This window comes from Mucilaginibacter sp. P5_A6 (genome assembly GCF_056400585.1).
Window position 1 is genome coordinate 98,810 of record NZ_JBFUKZ010000001.1, and the last position, 18,041, is coordinate 116,850.

Genomic DNA, 18,041 nt, shown 5'->3' on the forward strand with positions numbered 1-18,041 from the left:
ATTAAAAAAGCCCTAAATAACTTTCAAACTATAATTGATTGGAATAAATAAGGATTGTTGATTTATTTCCAATATTTAATTCAAACATCCCCGAAACAAAATAAGCCGACCCTTTTTGAGATAGCTTATTTTGTTTATATGTCAAATAACTTAAAAGTCGCTTAGCAGGTCCAGTTTTTTATTGTTGTATTCTTCCTGCGATATTAAACCATTATCGAAAAGGGTTTTCAACCTCTTCAATTTTTCAGTAAGCTCATCAGGCTTTGGCGTTTCATGAACTATTGGGGCAGGGGCCTGTGGTACAACCGGGGCTGGTGCCGGAGGTTGTGAAGCAGCTACAGGTGCTTGCGCAGCGTACACCTGTTGCGCGGTTGAAGCATGTGCTGCAGCCGGATTTTCAAATTGAATAGAGCCAGACTCCGCACGTTTTTGTTCCAGATCGCGCAGGCGGCGGGCTTCACGCTCAACCTCTTTACGTTCCTGGGCATATTGGTATAATTTACGGCCCTGTATTTTAGGCAGGTAATCAACAGCCATCTCGGCACCGTTGGTAGTTTTTACACTGAATATAGCGCCAATGATCTCTTCCTTGGTGTATACATCAACAATATCCTTCCACACAAAATCAACAAACTTTATAGAAAGGCCAAGATTTGCCGGGGTAAAAAACAATATACGTTTGTTGGTTATGGCTATGCAATCAGGAAATAAATTTACCAATGGTTTTTTCTGAACAGCAATATATATTACCTCTTCACCAGAAGAAAGCAGGTCGACCAAACGGGAATAAACTTTTTCAACCGTTTTTGGATCTTGTTCCTCGTTTAAAAATTTCTCAATCATGTTTTTAGCATTTATGATGCCCGCAAAAATAATGATAATACTTCAATTGCCTATTAGTTTTAAGCAATCAGCAAATTACAACCACGTATGTCGCTTTGATCAAACCTGCCCAATACCTCAAACGAGCCATCAGTATAGGTTTTACCCAGGTCCTGTGTGGCAATGAACGCGCAGGAATTAATATTAGCCAGGTCCATCACATTGATGCCACCGGTTTTACCAGTGGTTAACATACTTATGGGGTCGTTGGTATCCCGTATGACGATTTTCATCCAGGGTGGGCATTCAAAAATACCCTCGCCTTTTGAATAGGCTTGTGAAAGTAATTCGGTCATACCGTACTCGGAGTGAATGGCGCCAACCCCAAATCCCTCGCATAAAACTTCGTGGAGTTCCTCACGGATCATTTCTTTACGCCGGCCTTTCATCCCCCCGGTTTCCATCACAATAAGTCCGGGGAAATTAATATGGTAATTCTCAATAAAATCAAGCAGGCCAAAAGTAACACCAATTAATAGGGTAGGCTTTTGGGCATCCTGTTGTTTTTTAAGCTGATGATAAAGCTCATCATGGTTATACAAAAAGAAGCCACTATTCGGGTTACAGGATAGTTTGATCAGCTCATCAACCATATAAATCAGCGATGAACCTTCCCGCTCCAGGTATGATGGCAGCAGGGCCAGCACGGTATAATCTTTTATATCGCCATAAAACAATTTAAACGCATTTTTAAAACTATCCTCATACCAGGTTTTATCGGTTACATAATGGTTGCTGGTTACCATTCCGGTAGTGCCCGAGCTTGTGAACGTCACCTCGACCGGTGCATTTATGCTGAGCACCCGGTGCGATTTAAAGAACTCTATGGGCAAAAAAGGGATTTGATCTGCAGTGGTAATTTTAGCAGGGTCAATTTTTAATCCTGCAATAAATTGCTTGTAAACGGCGCAGTTTTGGGCCTGGTATTTAAAAATCTGCAGTGCCGCTGCTTCAAACTGCTCTTTGTTATCTATTGAAAATACCTGTTGTTTATTAGGGAGACTCATTTAATGCAAAGATAGGTAAATGTGCAGATGTGCAAGTTTCAGATGTGTAGATTGCCCGAACCGAAATAGAATTAAAGAATTAGCCGGATTTAAAAATTCTGTAATGCTGATTCATACACAAATCCTAAAAATTCTTTAATCCGGAGGGTTTGGTTCATGCAAAATCTCCGCAAGTTCCGGGTTTTAAACCGATACGGATAACTGCACTTTTGATATGTCAAAAAAAAACAACATTATGAACAAATTTAAAATAGTACCGCTTTCAAAAGCCTTGGTTCAACAGATAAAAACAAACATGACCGATGATTTTGGTAACCCGGTTGTGGAACAACTGGCTACGGGGTTGGGACCCTGCCGCATATCCTTAAAACCATTTAATAAGGGTGTTGATAAGCGTTTGTTATTTAAGCATTCGCCTTTTGAGGTAGAGAATTCTTATAACCAGCCCGGCCCGGTATTTGTAAATGCGACGGATGTGGATGAGTATCGTGATATATTTCGTTTCCCGCCGGAGATTAAGGCTAATAAACAAAGTTTTCCGCTGTCGCTCATTGGTTATAATCGCGATCAGATGATGGTTTTAACCCGGCTTGTTGGCGATGCAGATGTTGATGAACTAATAGGTGAGGTTTTTGATAAATACCCGGAGGTTGAATACTTACATGCCCGTAATGCGCAGGCCTGTTGTTTTATTTGCAAAGTTGAACGGGTGTAAAGTCATGGTTAAATAATTTAATTGTCAAACACCTGCACGTTTTATGAGTTGGTTACGTTAATTGTTAACATTGCATTTTAACTAACAGACCCCAATGAAAACATTGAAATTTTTAAGATTCCCGTTGATATTAAGCCTTTTTTTTGTGCTGATATCGGCAAAGGCCGCTGATAAAGAAACGGAAAGAATACACAGTTCGGCCAACGTATTGAAGGATTTTAGCCAGATGAAAGAGAGTATTCCCAAAGAGTTAATAAAGGAGTACGAAGGCATTGTCATTATCCCGAAACTGATCAACGCGGGTTTTGGAATTGGCGGCAAGCGGGGCAAAGGAATTGCCATGGTAAAGCTGGCCGATGGCAAATGGAGCGACCCTGTTTTTGTAACCCTTACAGGTGGCAGCGTAGGTTTCCAGATAGGTGTACAATCTGTCGACCTGGTTTTGGTGTTTCGTCATAAAGATGTGTTAACCAAAATCAAAAAAGGTAATTTTACTATCGGTGGCGATATATCTGCAGCAGCAGGCCCGGTTAACAAGAACAAATCTGCTACTACAGATTACAAAATGGAGGCCGAGATCTACTCTTACTCACGTAGCCGGGGTTTGTTTGCCGGTATTAGTGTCAATGGTTCGGACCTGGCTATAGATAATATTTCAAACAGCAATTTTTACGGTAATGACGATTCATCGCAGGATATTTTTGCCTCTGCAAAAAATAATTCTGATGCTGTTAATGTGCTGAAAGAAACATTAGCCGGCTTTTAAAGTGCTAACAAAATACGTGTGTTTTAAGTAATACTTGCTATCAATCACAACTTTCAGATAATTTAAAAACAACGGTGTGTTTTTAAGGTTGATTATTTAATGGAAATAATTGTAATTAAATATTTGACCCCATGAAAGCACTGAAATTTTTAAGGGTTCCGTTAATACTGAGCCTTTTCTTTTTGTTGATCTCTGCAAAGGGAGATAAAGAAACAGAACGTTTACATAATTCGGCCAATGTGTTAAAAGAGTTTGGCAAAATGAAGGAGAGCATACCCCGTCAATTGTTACAGGAGTATGAAGGTATCATCATTATTCCTAAACTGATTAATGCAGGTCTTGCTATTGGCGGCAAGCGCGGCAAAGGTGTGGCTATGGTTAAATTAGCTGATGGAAAGTGGAGCGATCCCGTATTTGTTACTCTTACAGGTGGTAGTTTTGGCTTACAGATAGGGGTGCAATCTGTCGATCTGGTTTTGGTGTTCCGCCATAAAGGCGTGCTCACCAAAGTAAAAAACGGCGATTTTACTATTGGTGGCGATATATCGGCAGCTGCCGGTCCGGTTGGGCGCAGCTCTACTGCTAACACCGATTATAAGCTGGAAGCCGAGATATATTCCTACTCGCGCAGTCGTGGTTTATTTGCCGGGATAACTATCAATGGCTCAAACCTGGCTATTGATAAAACGGCCAACGCCAACTTTTATGGACATAACAATTCATCAGCAGATATTTTTGCTACGTCGAAAAACAAATCTGAAGCTGTTAGTGTAYTGAAAGAAACTTTAAGATCACTATAGTAAAACTGCCCATGCGAATGCCCGTCAGCAATGCCGGGCATTTTTATGAACTTATTTTTCGAGCGCTTTTTTCAATAACAATCCCGACAGCGCCGCAAACCCGGCAACCAAACCGCCAACAATGCCGCTGATTACCAGTATAAAACCCCAGGAGGGCAAATGGAAAAGTTCGGCTATTCGTTTAACCAACAGGTGGTCGTTGGGAACACTTTTGAAGAGCGCTAAAACTATCCAAACAATAAACACTGCGCCAAACCCGGATATAAAGGCCTGCCCAGGTGTTTTGCCCACAAAAAAAGCCGCAAAAAAAGCAGCGATAGCCACTACCCACCAGGGTAAAAAGAAACCGCTTGCAAATGAAAGTATGAGTATAATGAGAAATAACATAGTTTTTATTTTTTGTTGCTGATAGTTAAGGTTGTTTTGACGCGATTTGATTTTTCATTAGGCGATTGCATAAAAAGCAATTCTTTAAGCTGCCCGTTTTGCCAGGTTTTTAACATATCATCATAAAAAAAGCTACCGGGGTTGCCGCTTTCTCCGCCGGGTAAAATGCCATACCCCTTTACAATAGGCCCCATCTGTACTACCATGCGCCATGATGGGCCGTGCCCGTTGTTCAAAGCGTTAACCGTAGTGCCTGTCCCGCCTGATTCAAAATTGCCCGAACTTAGCGCCTCCTGGCCGGTTAAGTGCGAGATCTCCATTTTTTTAACCAGCCCCCATTGCCACCTTTTACCTGGTTTTCCGTATTGGCGGGTGAGGCTGTCAACAACACTGGTAAAAGCCTGGTTAATAATATCGGCACAGTTTTCCTTTGCAGGAGTATGGATATTATCAAACCATTTTGAACCCGGTTCTTTCTGGATGAGTTGTTCGGTTCGATCCATCGAAGGATAGTTGGTCTGCAGGTCTTTACCGGCAAAATCATCGCCCCAGACCATATTATAAATTTTCAACCACCAGGAGTTGAAAATGGTAGCACCTGTTGAATTTATTGAAAAGTTATTGTCCCAGGTTTTTACCATATTTAATGCAGCCAACTGGGTTTGGTCTAGCTTGGATGCATCAATATAAACGAGCAGTACCGGTAAATTATCGTGTGCCCGGACACTGTATACATCTGTTTGCAAAATGCGCATACTATCAATGGTAGCCTTTTGCATTAGGCTAAGCCTGTCATTAATGCGCTTGCCGCGTTGGTATGGCGCAAACGACCAGTTGATATAATAAGGATAAGTTTGATCTGTTGAGGATTGATTGGCCGAGCTAACAAATCCCCTTGATGGGTTTTTAACGGTGGGGTTTTGGTCAAAAGGGATCCAGCCATGCCAGTCGTTTGCAGGGTCGCTTCCATCCAAAATAAATTTACCCTGATCTTTAAACTTCAGCGGGAATTTACCGTTAGGTGTAATAGCGATATCATTATCCCTGCTGGCAAATACAAAGTTTGATGCCGGGGCATTAAAATAAGTGAGCGCCTTGCGGTAATCATCATAGTTTTTACCCTTGTTCAGGATGTACATGGTCATCAGTTCATCCGATTCATCATGGGCTATCCATCTCAGGGCATCGCCAACAGGAACAAAATCGGGGGTATGAGCTGTTATTTTGCTTTTGTCCTCATAAACAACCGGCCCGTGATGGGTATAAATAACGGTGTCATATAATGGTTTTTGCCCGCGGATATTGATCACTTCAACCCTTCGGCTGGTTTTGTTCCATTGATTATTGTACCAGTATTCGGTCTTTTTATCATCCTTAAATTTAACCTGGTACCAGTCAAGCACATCAGCATCAACATTGGTAATACCCCAGCTGATGTTATTATTAAAACCAAGAATAACGCATGGTGCACCGGGCAAACTCACGCCGTAAACATTTACACCAGGAGCGGAAAGCTGCACCTGGAACCAGATGGATGGATAGGTAAGATTCAAATGCGGATCGTTCGCTAAAATGGGATAACCGTTAGCGGTTTTGCTGCCGGAAACCGCCCAGTTATTACTGCCAATGCCTTCTTCTTTTACTACCCGTTTTGCGTTAGCATTCATCGAAGCTAAAAAACTGGCCGACGGTTTTGGGATAGGCAAAGGTTTAAAACTCCATTTGGTGCCTGCAGGGATAATGGGGTCTTCCCTGAAGGGATAATCAGGAAACAGGTCATTAGTAGCGTTGGCCCCAAACCGTTTTAAAATGTTGCTCATCGCAAATTCGTTTGATCCGCCGGCCAATGTCTCGGACATTAGCTTTAATAAAAATGCGCAGTTGATAGGCTTGAAATCTTCAGGAGCATAATCCAACAGCTTAAATTCAAGCGGGTATTGCCTTGGTCCAAGCTGGTGTATGTAAGCATTTACACCAGCAGAATAAGCTGTTATCATTTCAGCTATCGGCTTATCGCGCATCATGGCTTTCAGCGTTTTTTCGGCCCCATAAACCATGCCCATACGGCGGTGGTAACGGTCTATCTCCAATGCCTGCGCGCCGGCAATCTCTGCCAGCCTGCCTGCAGCGCTACGGGTTTGGATATCCATTTGCCAAAGACGATCGGTTGCCGTTACATAACCCTGGGCATAGTACAGGTCATGTTCGTTTTGGGCAAATATGTGGGGGATACGGTTCTCGTCATACTTAATGGTTACTTCAGCCTGAAGCCCCGGCAGGTTTAATGTGCCGGCAGTTAAGATATTCTTGCTCTCGGCATTTTGCCAAAAACCATCCGCCGGACTTAAAAACTTGCCCAGGGGGGGCACCGAACCAAATTTTGTTTGTAAGGCCCAAATTAGGGTCAATGTAAAGGCAATGGATAAAAATGCTTTTATAAACTTCATTAGTGTGAGGTATAATGCCTATAAAGTTAAGGTTTTAATATACTTCTTCAAGCTTTGGTTTACGCTTCCTGTAATGTTTTTTACGGGGTTTGTTTTCGAGGCTATCAGGCTTACTTTTGTGGTAAGCCGGCTTCTTTTCGCGCCGATACTCCCAGGGTGCGGTAGGATCAGGATCGGCCCAAAGCCCGAGTTTGTTTTCGCGGGCCTGCAATTCGTATCCTGCCAATTCAGCATTTTGTGAATACTGTTTATACTGCCAGGCAAAGCCATTTTTTACCAAAGCATAATTTACGTTGGTGCCATCTTCTAAAATTACCAGGGCCACGGTGCGGCCATAACGGTCATGCACGTTGCCTACCAGCTTTACGTACCTGGCAAAGCAAATATCGGATGTGAATTTTTTAGCAGCCTGTCCAAATGCCTGCGTTTTCTCTGGACAATCAACCTCGGCCAGCCTGACAGTCACTTCCTGGTTATCGCTGCTGAGTAAACCAAGGGTATCACCATCTTTAATTTTTACAACCTTATACAGGTTATCCGGCTTACGGTTGCATCCCCACAGGGAAAAAAGGATAATGACAAGGAGGGAGGTGGAATACTTTTTGAACATCTGTTACAAATGTGCAGATTTCAGATTTCAGATGTGCAGATGTTGCATGGATTTTTTTGATTTTTTGTCTGAACTGGGAATTTTTTCTGAACCGGAATTTATCGAATTTACGAATTTTTGGAATTTTGGTAATTCCTTAATTCTATGAATTCCGGTTCAGACAATAATCAGACAAAGTCATCTGCACATTTGAAATCTGTATATTTGCTCATCAATCCTCATGCAGGCTCACCACATTCCCATCGGGATCTTTGATGTTCAGGAATTTTCCCCATGGGGTTTCGTCTACCTTGCCTAATTGGATGCCTTTAGCGGTAAGATCGGTAATATCAGCATTAAGATCATCGGTTTTAATTACAAAGCCGCGGATGCTGCCTGCTTTCATCTCGGGAAACCAGTTTACCAGCGTAATAGAAACTGCCGAGTCCGGGTAGGCCATCTGGATCCATTGCGACTGGCCGGGACCGAAAGGGGCCTCAACCAGGACTTCGAAACCAAGCTGCAGGTAAAACTCTTTTGCTTTTACCTGGTCGGTAACCGGGATAGAAATAATTTCAATTGCTTTCATGTATTTGGTTTTATGTTTTTGGTTAAAAGGCCCATGGAGTAGACCCATAGGTTATTCAAGTTTATCGGTAACTTATGGGTTATGCAATTTTTTTTGTTCTTTTTCGACCGCCTTTTAACTCGGTTTTGTAATTCTAAAAAATCAATAATATCCGGTGTCAAAAGGTTAATTTAGTATTAAGGTTCAATAGGTTATATTCATAGTTTGATAAGCATATTTCATAAAATCATGTTAACAAATGATGATCAGTTTTATGGTAACCTGCGGGTTAACAACATCCCGCTTGGCGAGCTTTTTATTAAGGACGATCTGTTTAAGGATGTACCAGATGATTGGCACATTATTATTACAGATATTAAAAGTTCAACCCTTGCAGTACTTGCTGGTGGCTCTCAAAATGTAAACCTTATCGCCACGGGCAGCATCGTATCGGTGCTTAATATTGCTTTAAAAAATCATATAACCGTTCCGTTTTTCTTTGGCGGGGATGGCGCAACTTTCCTTGTACCTTCTTCAATTATTAACGATGTTATGAGCGCCTTGCTATTGTACAGGGATAATACAATGACCAATTTTGAAATGGAGCTGCGTACCGGTACCGTACCTGTGAAAAAGGTTTATGAGCAGGGGTATAAACTAAGGATAGCCAAATTCCGAATGTCCGAAGCATTTTCAATTCCCATTGTTTTGGGGAATGGTTTAAGCTTCGCCGAAAAAACGATTAAAGGGAATGACAGTAAACCTGCCTATGCCGTCCAATTAGAGGAGCTTGACCTGACAGGCATGCAATGCCGCTGGGATGCAATTGCTCCGCCGCAAAACACCCAGGAGGTAATTTCACTGTTAGTTGTGGCATTGCATGAAGACCAACAGCCCGATGTTTTCAGAAAGGTCATTTGCCATATCGACGAGATCTACGGCGATCCAAAAAAGAGACAACCCATTTCGGTAGCGAAGCTCAGGCTTAAAATAAGTGTTGACAGAATTGAGACCGAAATACGTGTGAGAATGGGAAAGGTCCGCTTTTTTGAACTGATGCAAACCTGGCTTACTAATTTATACGGGTTTATTTATTTCCGAATGGAAAAAGGAAAGCACTATTTGAATAAACTGGTCGAAATGTCGGATACGCTGGTGATAGACGGGAAAATAAATACGGTTATAACCGGCACATCATTTCAGCGTAAAGCATTGCAGGATGCCTTAAATAAGTTGGAGAATAATGGTGAGTTGTATTATGGATTTCATGTAAGCCGTGAATCGGTAATGTCATGTTACGTAAGGGATTGGGACGATGGCCACATCCATTTTGTAGACGGGGCCGAAGGCGGGTATACCATGGCAGCCAAATTGATAAAGGCAAAACTGAATAAATGAGTGAGAAGAATCGTATGTAAAAGTTATCTACTTCTTTACAGCAAATAAATCAACGGTCTGAATTACCTTAATGGAACTTTATTGTTATAACTTTGTTATAGCTTAACATTGTTATAACATACCTCGATATGAGTAAGTTCACTATACCCGATAAAGTACTGTACGTGTGCACAGGCAGTAAATGCGGCAAAAGGGGTGGCAAGGAGATGTACAAACTGGCCAAATCGTACATTAAGCATTATCATGGTAAGGAAGAAATTGAAGTGATAGAAACAGAATGTACCGACAGGTGCAAATTTGCCCCGGTTTGCAGTATTCAACCCGGCAACACCTGGTTAAGTGAATATAAGGCGAAGGATGTATTGAAACTGATGGATTTGATTGAATAGGAGGAACTCCGGCTATATAAAAAAAAGGTCCTTTTGCACCAGCAAAAGGACCTTTTTTTGTTTTTCAGAACGTATTCCTTTGGAGAGGGTACGGTGAGGTTTCTATGCTTCGCCGTTATATTTTATCTCGCCAACGTGTTTGTCAATCTGCCAGCGGCCGGTTCCCTCTTCGCCTATAACATCAAACAGTTCAAGGGCGCGGCGGGCTTTGTATTCTTCTTCGCGTTGCTCTTTCAGGAACCAGTTTAAAAACTCCATAGTTATAAAATCCTGCTCTTTCATGCAGCGCGCATATATATTTTTGATGGCATTGGTAACGCCGATCTCCTGGTCCAAGGCCTCCTCAAACACTTCACGGAACGAGTTGTACTCCTGCTTAATGCCGGTAATTTCCGGGGAGATAGAATTGCCACCCATATCAAGGATGTATTTATAAAATTTTAACTGGTGTAATCTTTCTTCTTCAGCCTGTTTAAAAAAGTAGTCGGACGAGAAGTCATAACCGTTACGGTTACACCATGATGCCATTGACAGGTATACAGATGACGAGTATGCTTCTTTTTTTACCTGTTGGTTTAAAAGCGCTTCTATCTCGGTAGAAATAAGGCTTTTTATACGGAGTAAGTCTTTCATGATCGGATTAAATTGAATAGATGTATTAAGTTACTGCGGGGTTATACAATATTAACGCAATAAGTTTATATTAGTTCAATATAAAAGCAATATGAAATTAATCTAAATTACTATACACTAACGGTGCATAAACGATCATGCAGGATGTGGTTCAATTCCAGCATTACAAAAGTGCCTTCTAAAAGCTCTTTAAGGGCGATGATCTGTAAAAGGGATAAAACATAGCAATGATCACAGGCGCAGATGAAAATGATCTCCACATCCGGATCTTTGGTAGTGTTTAACAGGGCATGCTCAATATCTATATGATAAACGGCTTTACGGAGTTTCAGCAAACAACGGTAATCAAACCTGGCAACTTTACCGGCAAAATCAACATACCAGCAGCGCTCTTCGTCGCATTGATAAATGGCACCTTTGGCTGTTTCAAAAACATCAGTCCATTGGGTTATTAGGGTGGGAGTTGCAATCATATAATATTGCAAATATCACCATTGTTTATAATTAATCCAAATAAGATTAAACTTTTTTTTGATCCGCGGTTTATCCACGTCAATAATTATTAAAATTTTCGCACAACAAATCAATTTTATTATAAATTTGAAACGCCGATGCTGGTCACAAACCCGTTACGCAGCCAATTGTATTTTTTGACCTGTTTCCATATGAAAAAAACTTTACTTTTTACCTTGTGCAGTGTTATGCTTGCATTGGGCGCTATGGCTCAAATACCCGCTTTAGAGCGTGTTGAGCCCATGTTTTGGTGGGTGGGTATGAGCAATCCCAATCTTCAGCTCGTTGTTCATGGCAACAATATTGCAAGCTGCAATGTGACTTTAAATTACCCCGGTGTTAAGCTTAAAGCAGTGCACAAAGTCGAAAATCCAAATTATTTATTCCTCGATCTGCAATTTTTTTCATCTGCACGTCCGGGAACGTTCCCGATAAAATTTAAAAAGGCCGGACAAAAGGACATTGTTTATGAATATGCGCTTAAAAATCGCGACAAATCTGCCGGCCGGATACAGGGCGTAACCAGTAAGGACCTGATCTACCTGATTATGCCCGACCGCTTCAGTAACGGCGACGAAAGCAACGACTCCTTTGATAGCATGCGCGAAAAAGGTGTGCACCGCGATTCGATGTATAGCCGCCACGGCGGCGATCTGCAGGGCATAATGAACCACCTGGATTATTTGAAAGGTTTGGGCGTAACAGCTATATGGTTAACACCAGAAATTGAGAACGATGAGCCGCATGCATCATACCACGGTTATGCCGTTACCGATTATTATAAGATAGACCCACGCTATGGCACCAATGAACTGTACAAAAAGTTTGTAGAGAAATGCCATGCCATGGGTTTAAAGGTTATTAAAGATCTTGTACACAACCATGCCGGTACCGAAGGCTATACCATTATGGATATGCCGATGAAAAGTTGGGTACACCAGTGGCCAACCTATACCAAATCAAATTTCAGGGATGCTGCGGTGATGGATCCGCATGCTTCGCCAATGGACCGTAAACTGATGGCCGATGGTTGGTTTGACCACCGGATGGCCGATATGAATCAGAATAATACTTACGTTCAAAATTATTTAACTCAAAACCACATCTGGTGGGTAGAGTACGCCGGTATAGATGGTTTCCGTTTGGATACCTATCCTTATAACGATCCTATTTACATGGCTAAATGGGCGCAGGATGTTAAAGCCGAATTCCCTAAGCTTTCTATATTTGGCGAAACCCTGGTATGGTCGGCTGCTAACCAGGCCTTTTTTACACAAGGCAATACGGTTAACCGCGGTATGGATACCCACTTGCCTGGTGTAACCGATGCCGTGCTTAAGGATGCCATTTATGAGGCGATTAATGGCAACGACGGCTGGACGGATGGTGTTGGTCGCCTTTACTCTGTAATAGCACAGGATTTTTTATACCAGGATGCTACCCGCAATACCATATTTATGGATAACCACGATATGAGTCGCTTACTATCTATGGTGAAAGAAGATTTTACCAAATACAAATCGGCCATGGCAATGTTGTTAACCATGCGTGGGGTACCGCAATTATATTATGGCGATGAGATCCTGATGAAAAACTATTCCGATCCGGATGGTTTGGTCCGCGAGGATTTTCCTGGTGGCTGGAAAGGCGATAAAGACAACAAATTTAGTGCAGATGGCAGGAGCAAAAAAGAAAACGAAGCCTATAACTATGTAAGTAAACTGGCTAATTACCGCAAAGGAACAACCGCCCTGCAAACCGGTAAACTGATGCAGTTTGTACCCGAAAAAGGGATTTATGTGTATTTTAGGTACGATGCGGCAAAAACGGTGATGATTATATTTAACAGCAGCGAAAAAGAGCAAACCACTACTACCGAAAGGTATTTTGAACGCATTGGAGATGCCAAAAAAGCCCGAAATGTGATTACCGATGAGCCGGTTGACCTGGCGCAGCTTACCGTACCCGGCAAAACGGCATTGGTGCTGGAGATTTTACCCGGCCTTACTCATTAAAACTATATCTTAGTGGCTTTATACCACGTACTTAAAAATTAAAAATGAACAATATTAAAGCCTGTGTTTTCGATCTGGATGGTGTAATTGTAGATACAGCTGTTTATCATTATAAAGCCTGGAAAAGGTTGGCAAATTCATTAGGGTTCGATTTTACAGAGCACCAAAATGAACAATTGAAAGGTGTAAGCCGTGTACGCTCACTTCAGCTTATCTTAGAGTGGGGGGGAGTTACCAAAACGGAAGAAGAGCAGGAGGCTTTGGCGACACAAAAAAACACCTGGTACATGGAAATGGTGAACCAGATGAAACCCGATGAGATACTGCCCGGCGCAAAGGAGTTTGTTGAAACATGCCGCAAGGCCGGTATTAAAATAGCATTAGGATCGGCCAGTAAAAACTCCATGACCATACTCAACAAAACAGGGATCACCAACCTGTTCGACGCGGTTATTGATGGCAACAAAGTAAGTAAGGCAAAACCCGATCCTGAAGTATTTTTACAGGGTGCAAAAGAATTAGGCGTTGAACCCGGGGAATGCGTGGTATTTGAAGACGCCATTGCCGGGGTTGAAGCAGCCAAAGCCGGCGGTATGAAGGTAGTTGGCATAGGTCAGCCCGGCGTATTGGATGCCGACCTGGTGATAAGCGGTTTAGATAAAATGACGTTGGATAAATTATTTAAATTATAGAGCCCCGATACGTCATTGCGCGCTCGCAATGATATACAAGGCTTAAACATTATTACAATTGCAATTAAATGAAGGACTATATTAAAGTTGATGAGTGGAAGATAATTGAAGAGGGCTTTAACCCGCATCATCATCAAATATCTGAGAGCATATTTAGTTTGGGTAATGGCCGCATGGGGCAACGGGCCAACTTTGAGGAAGCCTATAGCGGCGAAACCCTGCTTGGTAATTACGTTGCCGGGGTTTATTATCCCGATAAAACCCGCGTAGGCTGGTGGAAGAACGGCTATCCCGAATACTTTGCCAAAGTGCTCAATGCCGCCAACTGGACTATCATTGATATTGTGCTTGATGGCGAGCAGCTTGACCTGGCCAAATGCGAGGTAAGCAACTTCCGCAAAGAACTGAACATGAAGGAAGGTTATTTGAAACGTACTTTCACCGCTAAAACAGCATCAGGCAAAGAAGTTTCTGTAGAAGCCTGTCGCTTTTGCAGCATGGCAGATGATGAAACCGCTGCTATAAATTACACCATCACTCCTTTAAACTTTAGCGGTACTATCATCATCACCCCGGCTATCGATGGTGATGTAATGAACAAAGATTCTAACTACGATGAGAAGTTTTGGGACGAGATCAGCAAGGCAAACCAGGGCGATGGCGGTTATGTTGTGATGCGCACCAAGAAAACAGGCTTCGAGGTGGCAACCGGTATGAAGTTCAGCATAGTGCAAAATGGCGAGGTTATCCAACCTAAAACAGAATCCATCCAAAAAGAAAAATACATTGCCTCAAAAATTGAACTGCAGGCACAGCGGGGGCAAAGCATCAGCATTATTAAATATGTTGCCAACCTGTCCTCACAAAATTATAAGCCCGAAGAATTGGTTGGGCAGTTAACATCAACTTTAGATCGCATCAGCAAAAAAGGGTTTGATACCATGCTGGCCGAACAGGCAGCTGCCTGGGCCGAGAAATGGAAACACAACGATATCATTATCGAGGGTGATGAATCGGCACAGCAGGCTATCCGCTTTAATATTTTCCAGCTAAACCAAACCTATACCGGCGAAGACGATCGCCTTAACATTGGCCCTAAAGGCTTTACAGGCGAAAAATACGGCGGCTCTACCTATTGGGATACCGAGGCTTATTGTGTTCCTTTTTATCTTTCCACTGCAGAGCAAAAGGTGACCCGTAACCTGCTTTTATACCGATATAAGCAATTGGGTAAAGCCATTGAGAATGCGGCTCTGTTAGGCTTTAAAAACGGCGCTGCCCTGTACCCCATGGTCACTATGGATGGCACCGAATGCCATAACGAGTGGGAAATTACCTTTGAGGAGATCCATCGTAATGGCGCCATTGCCTATGCCATTTTCAACTATGTGCGCTATACTGCCGATGAAGCTTACCTGGCGGATTATGGTTTGGAAGTTTTAATCGCTATAGCAAGGTTCTGGTCGCAAAGGGTAAGCTGGTCGCAGGATAAGGAGCAATATGTGATGCTGGGCGTAACCGGGCCGAATGAGTACGAAAACAACGTTAACAACAACTGGTATACCAGCAAACTGGCTACCTGGTGTATGGAATATACCATGGAGGTTATCGAAAAGGTAAAAGCCACAGATAGTGCCAAATACAAAGCGCTGGTAAGCAGGATCAGCTTTGATGAAGCTGCCGAAACATCGAGGTTTAAGCATATCATTGATAAAATGTATTATGGCTACGATGAAAAGCAGCAGGTATTTTTACAGCAAGATGGATACCTTGATAAAGAACAGATCCTGGTTAAAGATCTGCCTGCTACAGACCGCCCGCTGAACCAGAAATGGAGCTGGGACAGGATTCTTCGTTCGTGCTACATTAAACAGGCCGACGTTTTACAGGGGATCTACTTTTTTGAAGATCAGTATGATATAGAAACCATCCGCAGGAATTTTGATTATTATGAGCCGCGTACAGTACATGAATCTTCTTTATCGCCATGTGTACACGCTATTTTGGCCGCCAAACTGGGCGATGAGGCTCGTGCCTATGAGTTTTACCTGCGCACCGCGCGTTTGGACCTGGACGATTATAACAACGATACCGAAGATGGCTGCCATATTACCTCGATGGCTGGTACCTGGATGGCCGTTGTGGAAGGTTTTGGCGGAATGCGTGTAAGGGATGGCAAATTATTGTTTCAGCCGTTTATACCCGAGAAATGGGCTTCGTTCTCGTTCCATATCGGTTTTAGGGGAGCACTGCTGAATATCAAGGTAAGCAAGGAGGGGGTACAGATCAAAAACCTTTCGGTTGTTGAAACTACCGTTTCGGTTTATGGTAAGGATAAGTTGATTAAAGCCAATGACGAATTGTTGGTTGAAGCATAATGAACAAAAATAAAGTTATTGTCTGTTTTGTAGCGATATCTATGATACCGTTAATTTCGTTTGCACAGATAAAACATCACAAGAGATCAAAAAAAATGGAACAACCGAAAACAGACCATAAACTTATTATATATCAATTATTGCCCCGCCTGTTTGGCAATACCAAAACCCTCAATAAAAGCAATGGCTCTATTGAAGAGAACGGCGCTGGTAAACTGAACGACATAAATGATAAAGCCCTGCAGGAGATCAGAAAAATGGGTTTTACCTATGTTTGGTATACCGGCGTTATTGAGCATGCTACCATGACAGATTATTCGGCCTATGGTATTAAGGCCGATGATCCTGATATTGTAAAGGGCCGGGCAGGTTCACCTTATGCTATCAAGGATTACTATGATATCGATCCCAATTTAGCTGTTGATGTAAAAAATCGCATCGGTGAATACGAAGCCCTTATCAAACGCACCCACAACAACGGTTTGAAAGTATTGATGGACCTGGTGCCCAACCACGTTGCCCGCACCTATGCATCGGATGTAAAACCAGCCGGCATCCGCGATTTTGGGCAGGATGATGATAAATCGAAAGGATTTGATGCCAAAAACGATTTTTACTATATGCCGGGCCAGCCCTTTGTTGTTCCCTCGGGATATAACCCGGGAGGGGATGAATTTAAAAGCCCGCTAAAGGATGGCAAATTTGATGAGAATCCGGCCAAAGCAACCGGTAACGATGTGTTTAGTGCGTCGCCATCTATTAACGACTGGTTTGAGACCATGAAGCTGAACTACGGGGTTGATTATATGGATCACCGCCGCGGCCATTTCGACCCGATACCACCGCTTTGGAACAAGGTGTATGATATTTTGCACTACTGGAGCCAAAAAGGTGTTGACGGTTTCCGTTGCGATATGGTAGAAATGGTGCCCCTTGAGTTTTGGGGATGGGTGATCCCGAAAATGAAGGCCGAGCATCCGGGTATTGTTTTCATCGGCGAAGCTTACGACAAAGGCAAATACAGCGATTATATATTCAAGGGGCATTTTGATTACCTGTATGATAAGGTTGGCTTGTACGATACGATAAGGAACCTTACCCGCAACGAGCATAACACTACCACCTGGGGTATCAACAGCGTTTGGAACCATGATAGCAAAGGTATCGATCAGCATATGCTCCGCTTTATGGAAAACCATGACGAGCAGCGTATAGCCTCGCCCGATTTTGCAGGCAACCCATGGCTGGCTGTACCGGGCATGATTGTGACCGCTACGCTGAACACAGGACCTGTAATGATTTACTTTGGCCAGGAAGTTGGCGAGCCGGGAGCAGGCAGTGAAGGTTTTAGCGGCAGCGATGGCCGTACTTCTATATTTGATTACTGGGGCGTACCCGAGCATCAGAAATGGATCAATAACGGCGCTTATGATGGCGGTAAACTATCTAACGATCAGAAAAAACTGCGCGGCTTTTACCAGGCCCTGCTAAACGCTGTACACAACAGTGAAGCTATAAAAACAGGCGAGTTTTATGAACTGATGATGGCCAACGAGCGCCAGCCGGGCTTTGATACCAGGCTGTACATTTATCTCCGATATACCAATAATCAGCGTATATTGGTGATAACCAATTTTAATAGGGAAGCACGCAAAATACGCGTAAGACTCCCGGATGACCTTTTACATAAATTAAACCTGAGTGGTGAAAAACATTTTACTGACTTACTAAGCGGAGCCAAATTCAATACTGATGATATTAACAATGGTGTTGAGGTAGCCGTAAAAGCAAGTAGTGGACTGATGCTGGAGTTTTAAAACTATAAAAAATCATGTCATTGCGAGGCACGAAGCAATCGCGAA

17 protein-coding genes are annotated in these 18,041 nt (G+C 42.7%); 9 read left to right on the plus strand and 8 right to left on the minus strand.

Translation table 11 applies throughout. From position 1 onward, the window contains the following. Nucleotides 1–150 precede the first annotated feature (150 nt). Complete coding sequence (locus AC1DO4_RS00500) at nucleotides 151–843, minus strand: PH domain-containing protein (RefSeq protein WP_477411929.1); 693 nt, start codon at nucleotides 841–843, stop codon at nucleotides 151–153. Nucleotides 844–902: 59 nt separating this feature from the next. After that, nucleotides 903–1,889 carry a LuxE/PaaK family acyltransferase gene (locus AC1DO4_RS00505; RefSeq protein WP_477411931.1) on the minus strand — a complete coding sequence of 329 codons (987 nt, stop codon included), beginning with the start codon at nucleotides 1,887–1,889 and terminating at the stop codon, nucleotides 903–905. A gap of 235 nt (nucleotides 1,890–2,124) precedes the next feature. Here AC1DO4_RS00505 and AC1DO4_RS00510 point away from each other — a divergent pair, with 235 nt between their 5' ends. From AC1DO4_RS00510 to AC1DO4_RS00520, 3 genes are all read left to right on the plus strand, one after another. Further along, nucleotides 2,125–2,604 (plus strand): DUF1203 domain-containing protein, encoded by a 480-nt coding sequence (locus AC1DO4_RS00510; protein ID WP_477411933.1) that lies wholly within the window; start codon nucleotides 2,125–2,127, stop codon nucleotides 2,602–2,604. Nucleotides 2,605–2,698: 94 nt separating this feature from the next. After that, nucleotides 2,699–3,370: a lipid-binding SYLF domain-containing protein gene (locus tag AC1DO4_RS00515; RefSeq protein ID WP_477411935.1), complete on the plus strand. Its 672-nt coding sequence runs from the start codon at nucleotides 2,699–2,701 to the stop codon at nucleotides 3,368–3,370. Nucleotides 3,371–3,501: 131 nt separating this feature from the next. Next, nucleotides 3,502–4,170 carry a lipid-binding SYLF domain-containing protein gene (locus AC1DO4_RS00520; protein ID WP_477404757.1) on the plus strand — a complete coding sequence of 223 codons (669 nt, stop codon included), beginning with the start codon at nucleotides 3,502–3,504 and terminating at the stop codon, nucleotides 4,168–4,170. 51 nt (nucleotides 4,171–4,221) lie between these two features. On the opposite strand, the gene AC1DO4_RS00525 is transcribed toward AC1DO4_RS00520, so the two are convergent. From AC1DO4_RS00525 to AC1DO4_RS00540, 4 genes are all read right to left on the minus strand, one after another. Next, on the minus strand, nucleotides 4,222–4,557 hold the full coding sequence (locus AC1DO4_RS00525; RefSeq protein ID WP_477411937.1) for a hypothetical protein: 336 nt from the start codon (nucleotides 4,555–4,557) through the stop codon (nucleotides 4,222–4,224). A gap of 5 nt (nucleotides 4,558–4,562) precedes the next feature. Next, nucleotides 4,563–7,004, minus strand: coding sequence for a penicillin acylase family protein (locus AC1DO4_RS00530; protein ID WP_477411939.1), 2,442 nt, complete (start codon nucleotides 7,002–7,004; stop codon nucleotides 4,563–4,565). A 34-nt stretch (nucleotides 7,005–7,038) separates the two neighbouring features. Further along, complete coding sequence (locus AC1DO4_RS00535; RefSeq protein WP_477411941.1) at nucleotides 7,039–7,614, minus strand: thermonuclease family protein; 576 nt, start codon at nucleotides 7,612–7,614, stop codon at nucleotides 7,039–7,041. Between the two features lie 211 nt (nucleotides 7,615–7,825). Then, nucleotides 7,826–8,182, minus strand: a complete 357-nt coding sequence (locus tag AC1DO4_RS00540; protein ID WP_477411943.1) for a glyoxalase superfamily protein — start codon at nucleotides 8,180–8,182, stop codon at nucleotides 7,826–7,828. Between the two features lie 228 nt (nucleotides 8,183–8,410). On the opposite strand from AC1DO4_RS00540, the gene AC1DO4_RS00545 reads away from it, so the two are divergent. Together AC1DO4_RS00545 and AC1DO4_RS00550 are read left to right on the plus strand one after the other, a co-directional pair. Next, entirely contained in the window at nucleotides 8,411–9,559 is a 1,149-nt protein-coding gene (locus tag AC1DO4_RS00545; protein ID WP_477411945.1) for a DUF3095 family protein, read from the plus strand. 128 nt (nucleotides 9,560–9,687) lie between these two features. Further along, nucleotides 9,688–9,948 (plus strand): (2Fe-2S) ferredoxin domain-containing protein, encoded by a 261-nt coding sequence (locus tag AC1DO4_RS00550; RefSeq protein WP_477411947.1) that lies wholly within the window; start codon nucleotides 9,688–9,690, stop codon nucleotides 9,946–9,948. A gap of 102 nt (nucleotides 9,949–10,050) precedes the next feature. Here the strand turns inward: AC1DO4_RS00550 and AC1DO4_RS00555 are convergent, their stop codons facing one another. Together AC1DO4_RS00555 and AC1DO4_RS00560 are read right to left on the minus strand one after the other, a co-directional pair. Next, on the minus strand, nucleotides 10,051–10,581 hold the full coding sequence (locus AC1DO4_RS00555; protein ID WP_477411949.1) for a ferritin: 531 nt from the start codon (nucleotides 10,579–10,581) through the stop codon (nucleotides 10,051–10,053). A gap of 110 nt (nucleotides 10,582–10,691) precedes the next feature. Beyond that, entirely contained in the window at nucleotides 10,692–11,054 is a 363-nt protein-coding gene (locus tag AC1DO4_RS00560; RefSeq protein ID WP_477411951.1) for a hypothetical protein, read from the minus strand. A gap of 192 nt (nucleotides 11,055–11,246) precedes the next feature. Between AC1DO4_RS00560 and AC1DO4_RS00565 the strand changes: the two genes are divergently transcribed. The 4 genes from AC1DO4_RS00565 to AC1DO4_RS00580 all read left to right on the plus strand — a co-directional run bounded on the left by AC1DO4_RS00565 (nucleotide 11,247) and on the right by AC1DO4_RS00580 (nucleotide 17,996). Further along, nucleotides 11,247–13,109, plus strand: coding sequence for a glycoside hydrolase family 13 protein (locus AC1DO4_RS00565; RefSeq protein WP_477411953.1), 1,863 nt, complete (start codon nucleotides 11,247–11,249; stop codon nucleotides 13,107–13,109). A gap of 44 nt (nucleotides 13,110–13,153) precedes the next feature. Beyond that, the gene (gene pgmB / locus AC1DO4_RS00570; RefSeq protein ID WP_477411955.1) at nucleotides 13,154–13,801 is read left to right on the plus strand and encodes a beta-phosphoglucomutase; all 648 of its coding nucleotides are present in this window, start codon (nucleotides 13,154–13,156) and stop codon (nucleotides 13,799–13,801) included. Between the two features lie 68 nt (nucleotides 13,802–13,869). Then, nucleotides 13,870–16,179: a glycoside hydrolase family 65 protein gene (locus AC1DO4_RS00575; protein ID WP_477411957.1), complete on the plus strand. Its 2,310-nt coding sequence runs from the start codon at nucleotides 13,870–13,872 to the stop codon at nucleotides 16,177–16,179. A gap of 95 nt (nucleotides 16,180–16,274) precedes the next feature. After that, a complete protein-coding gene (locus tag AC1DO4_RS00580) occupies nucleotides 16,275–17,996 on the plus strand; it encodes an alpha-amylase family glycosyl hydrolase (protein ID WP_477411959.1) in 1,722 nt (573 codons plus the stop codon). Nucleotides 17,997–18,041 lie beyond the last annotated feature (45 nt).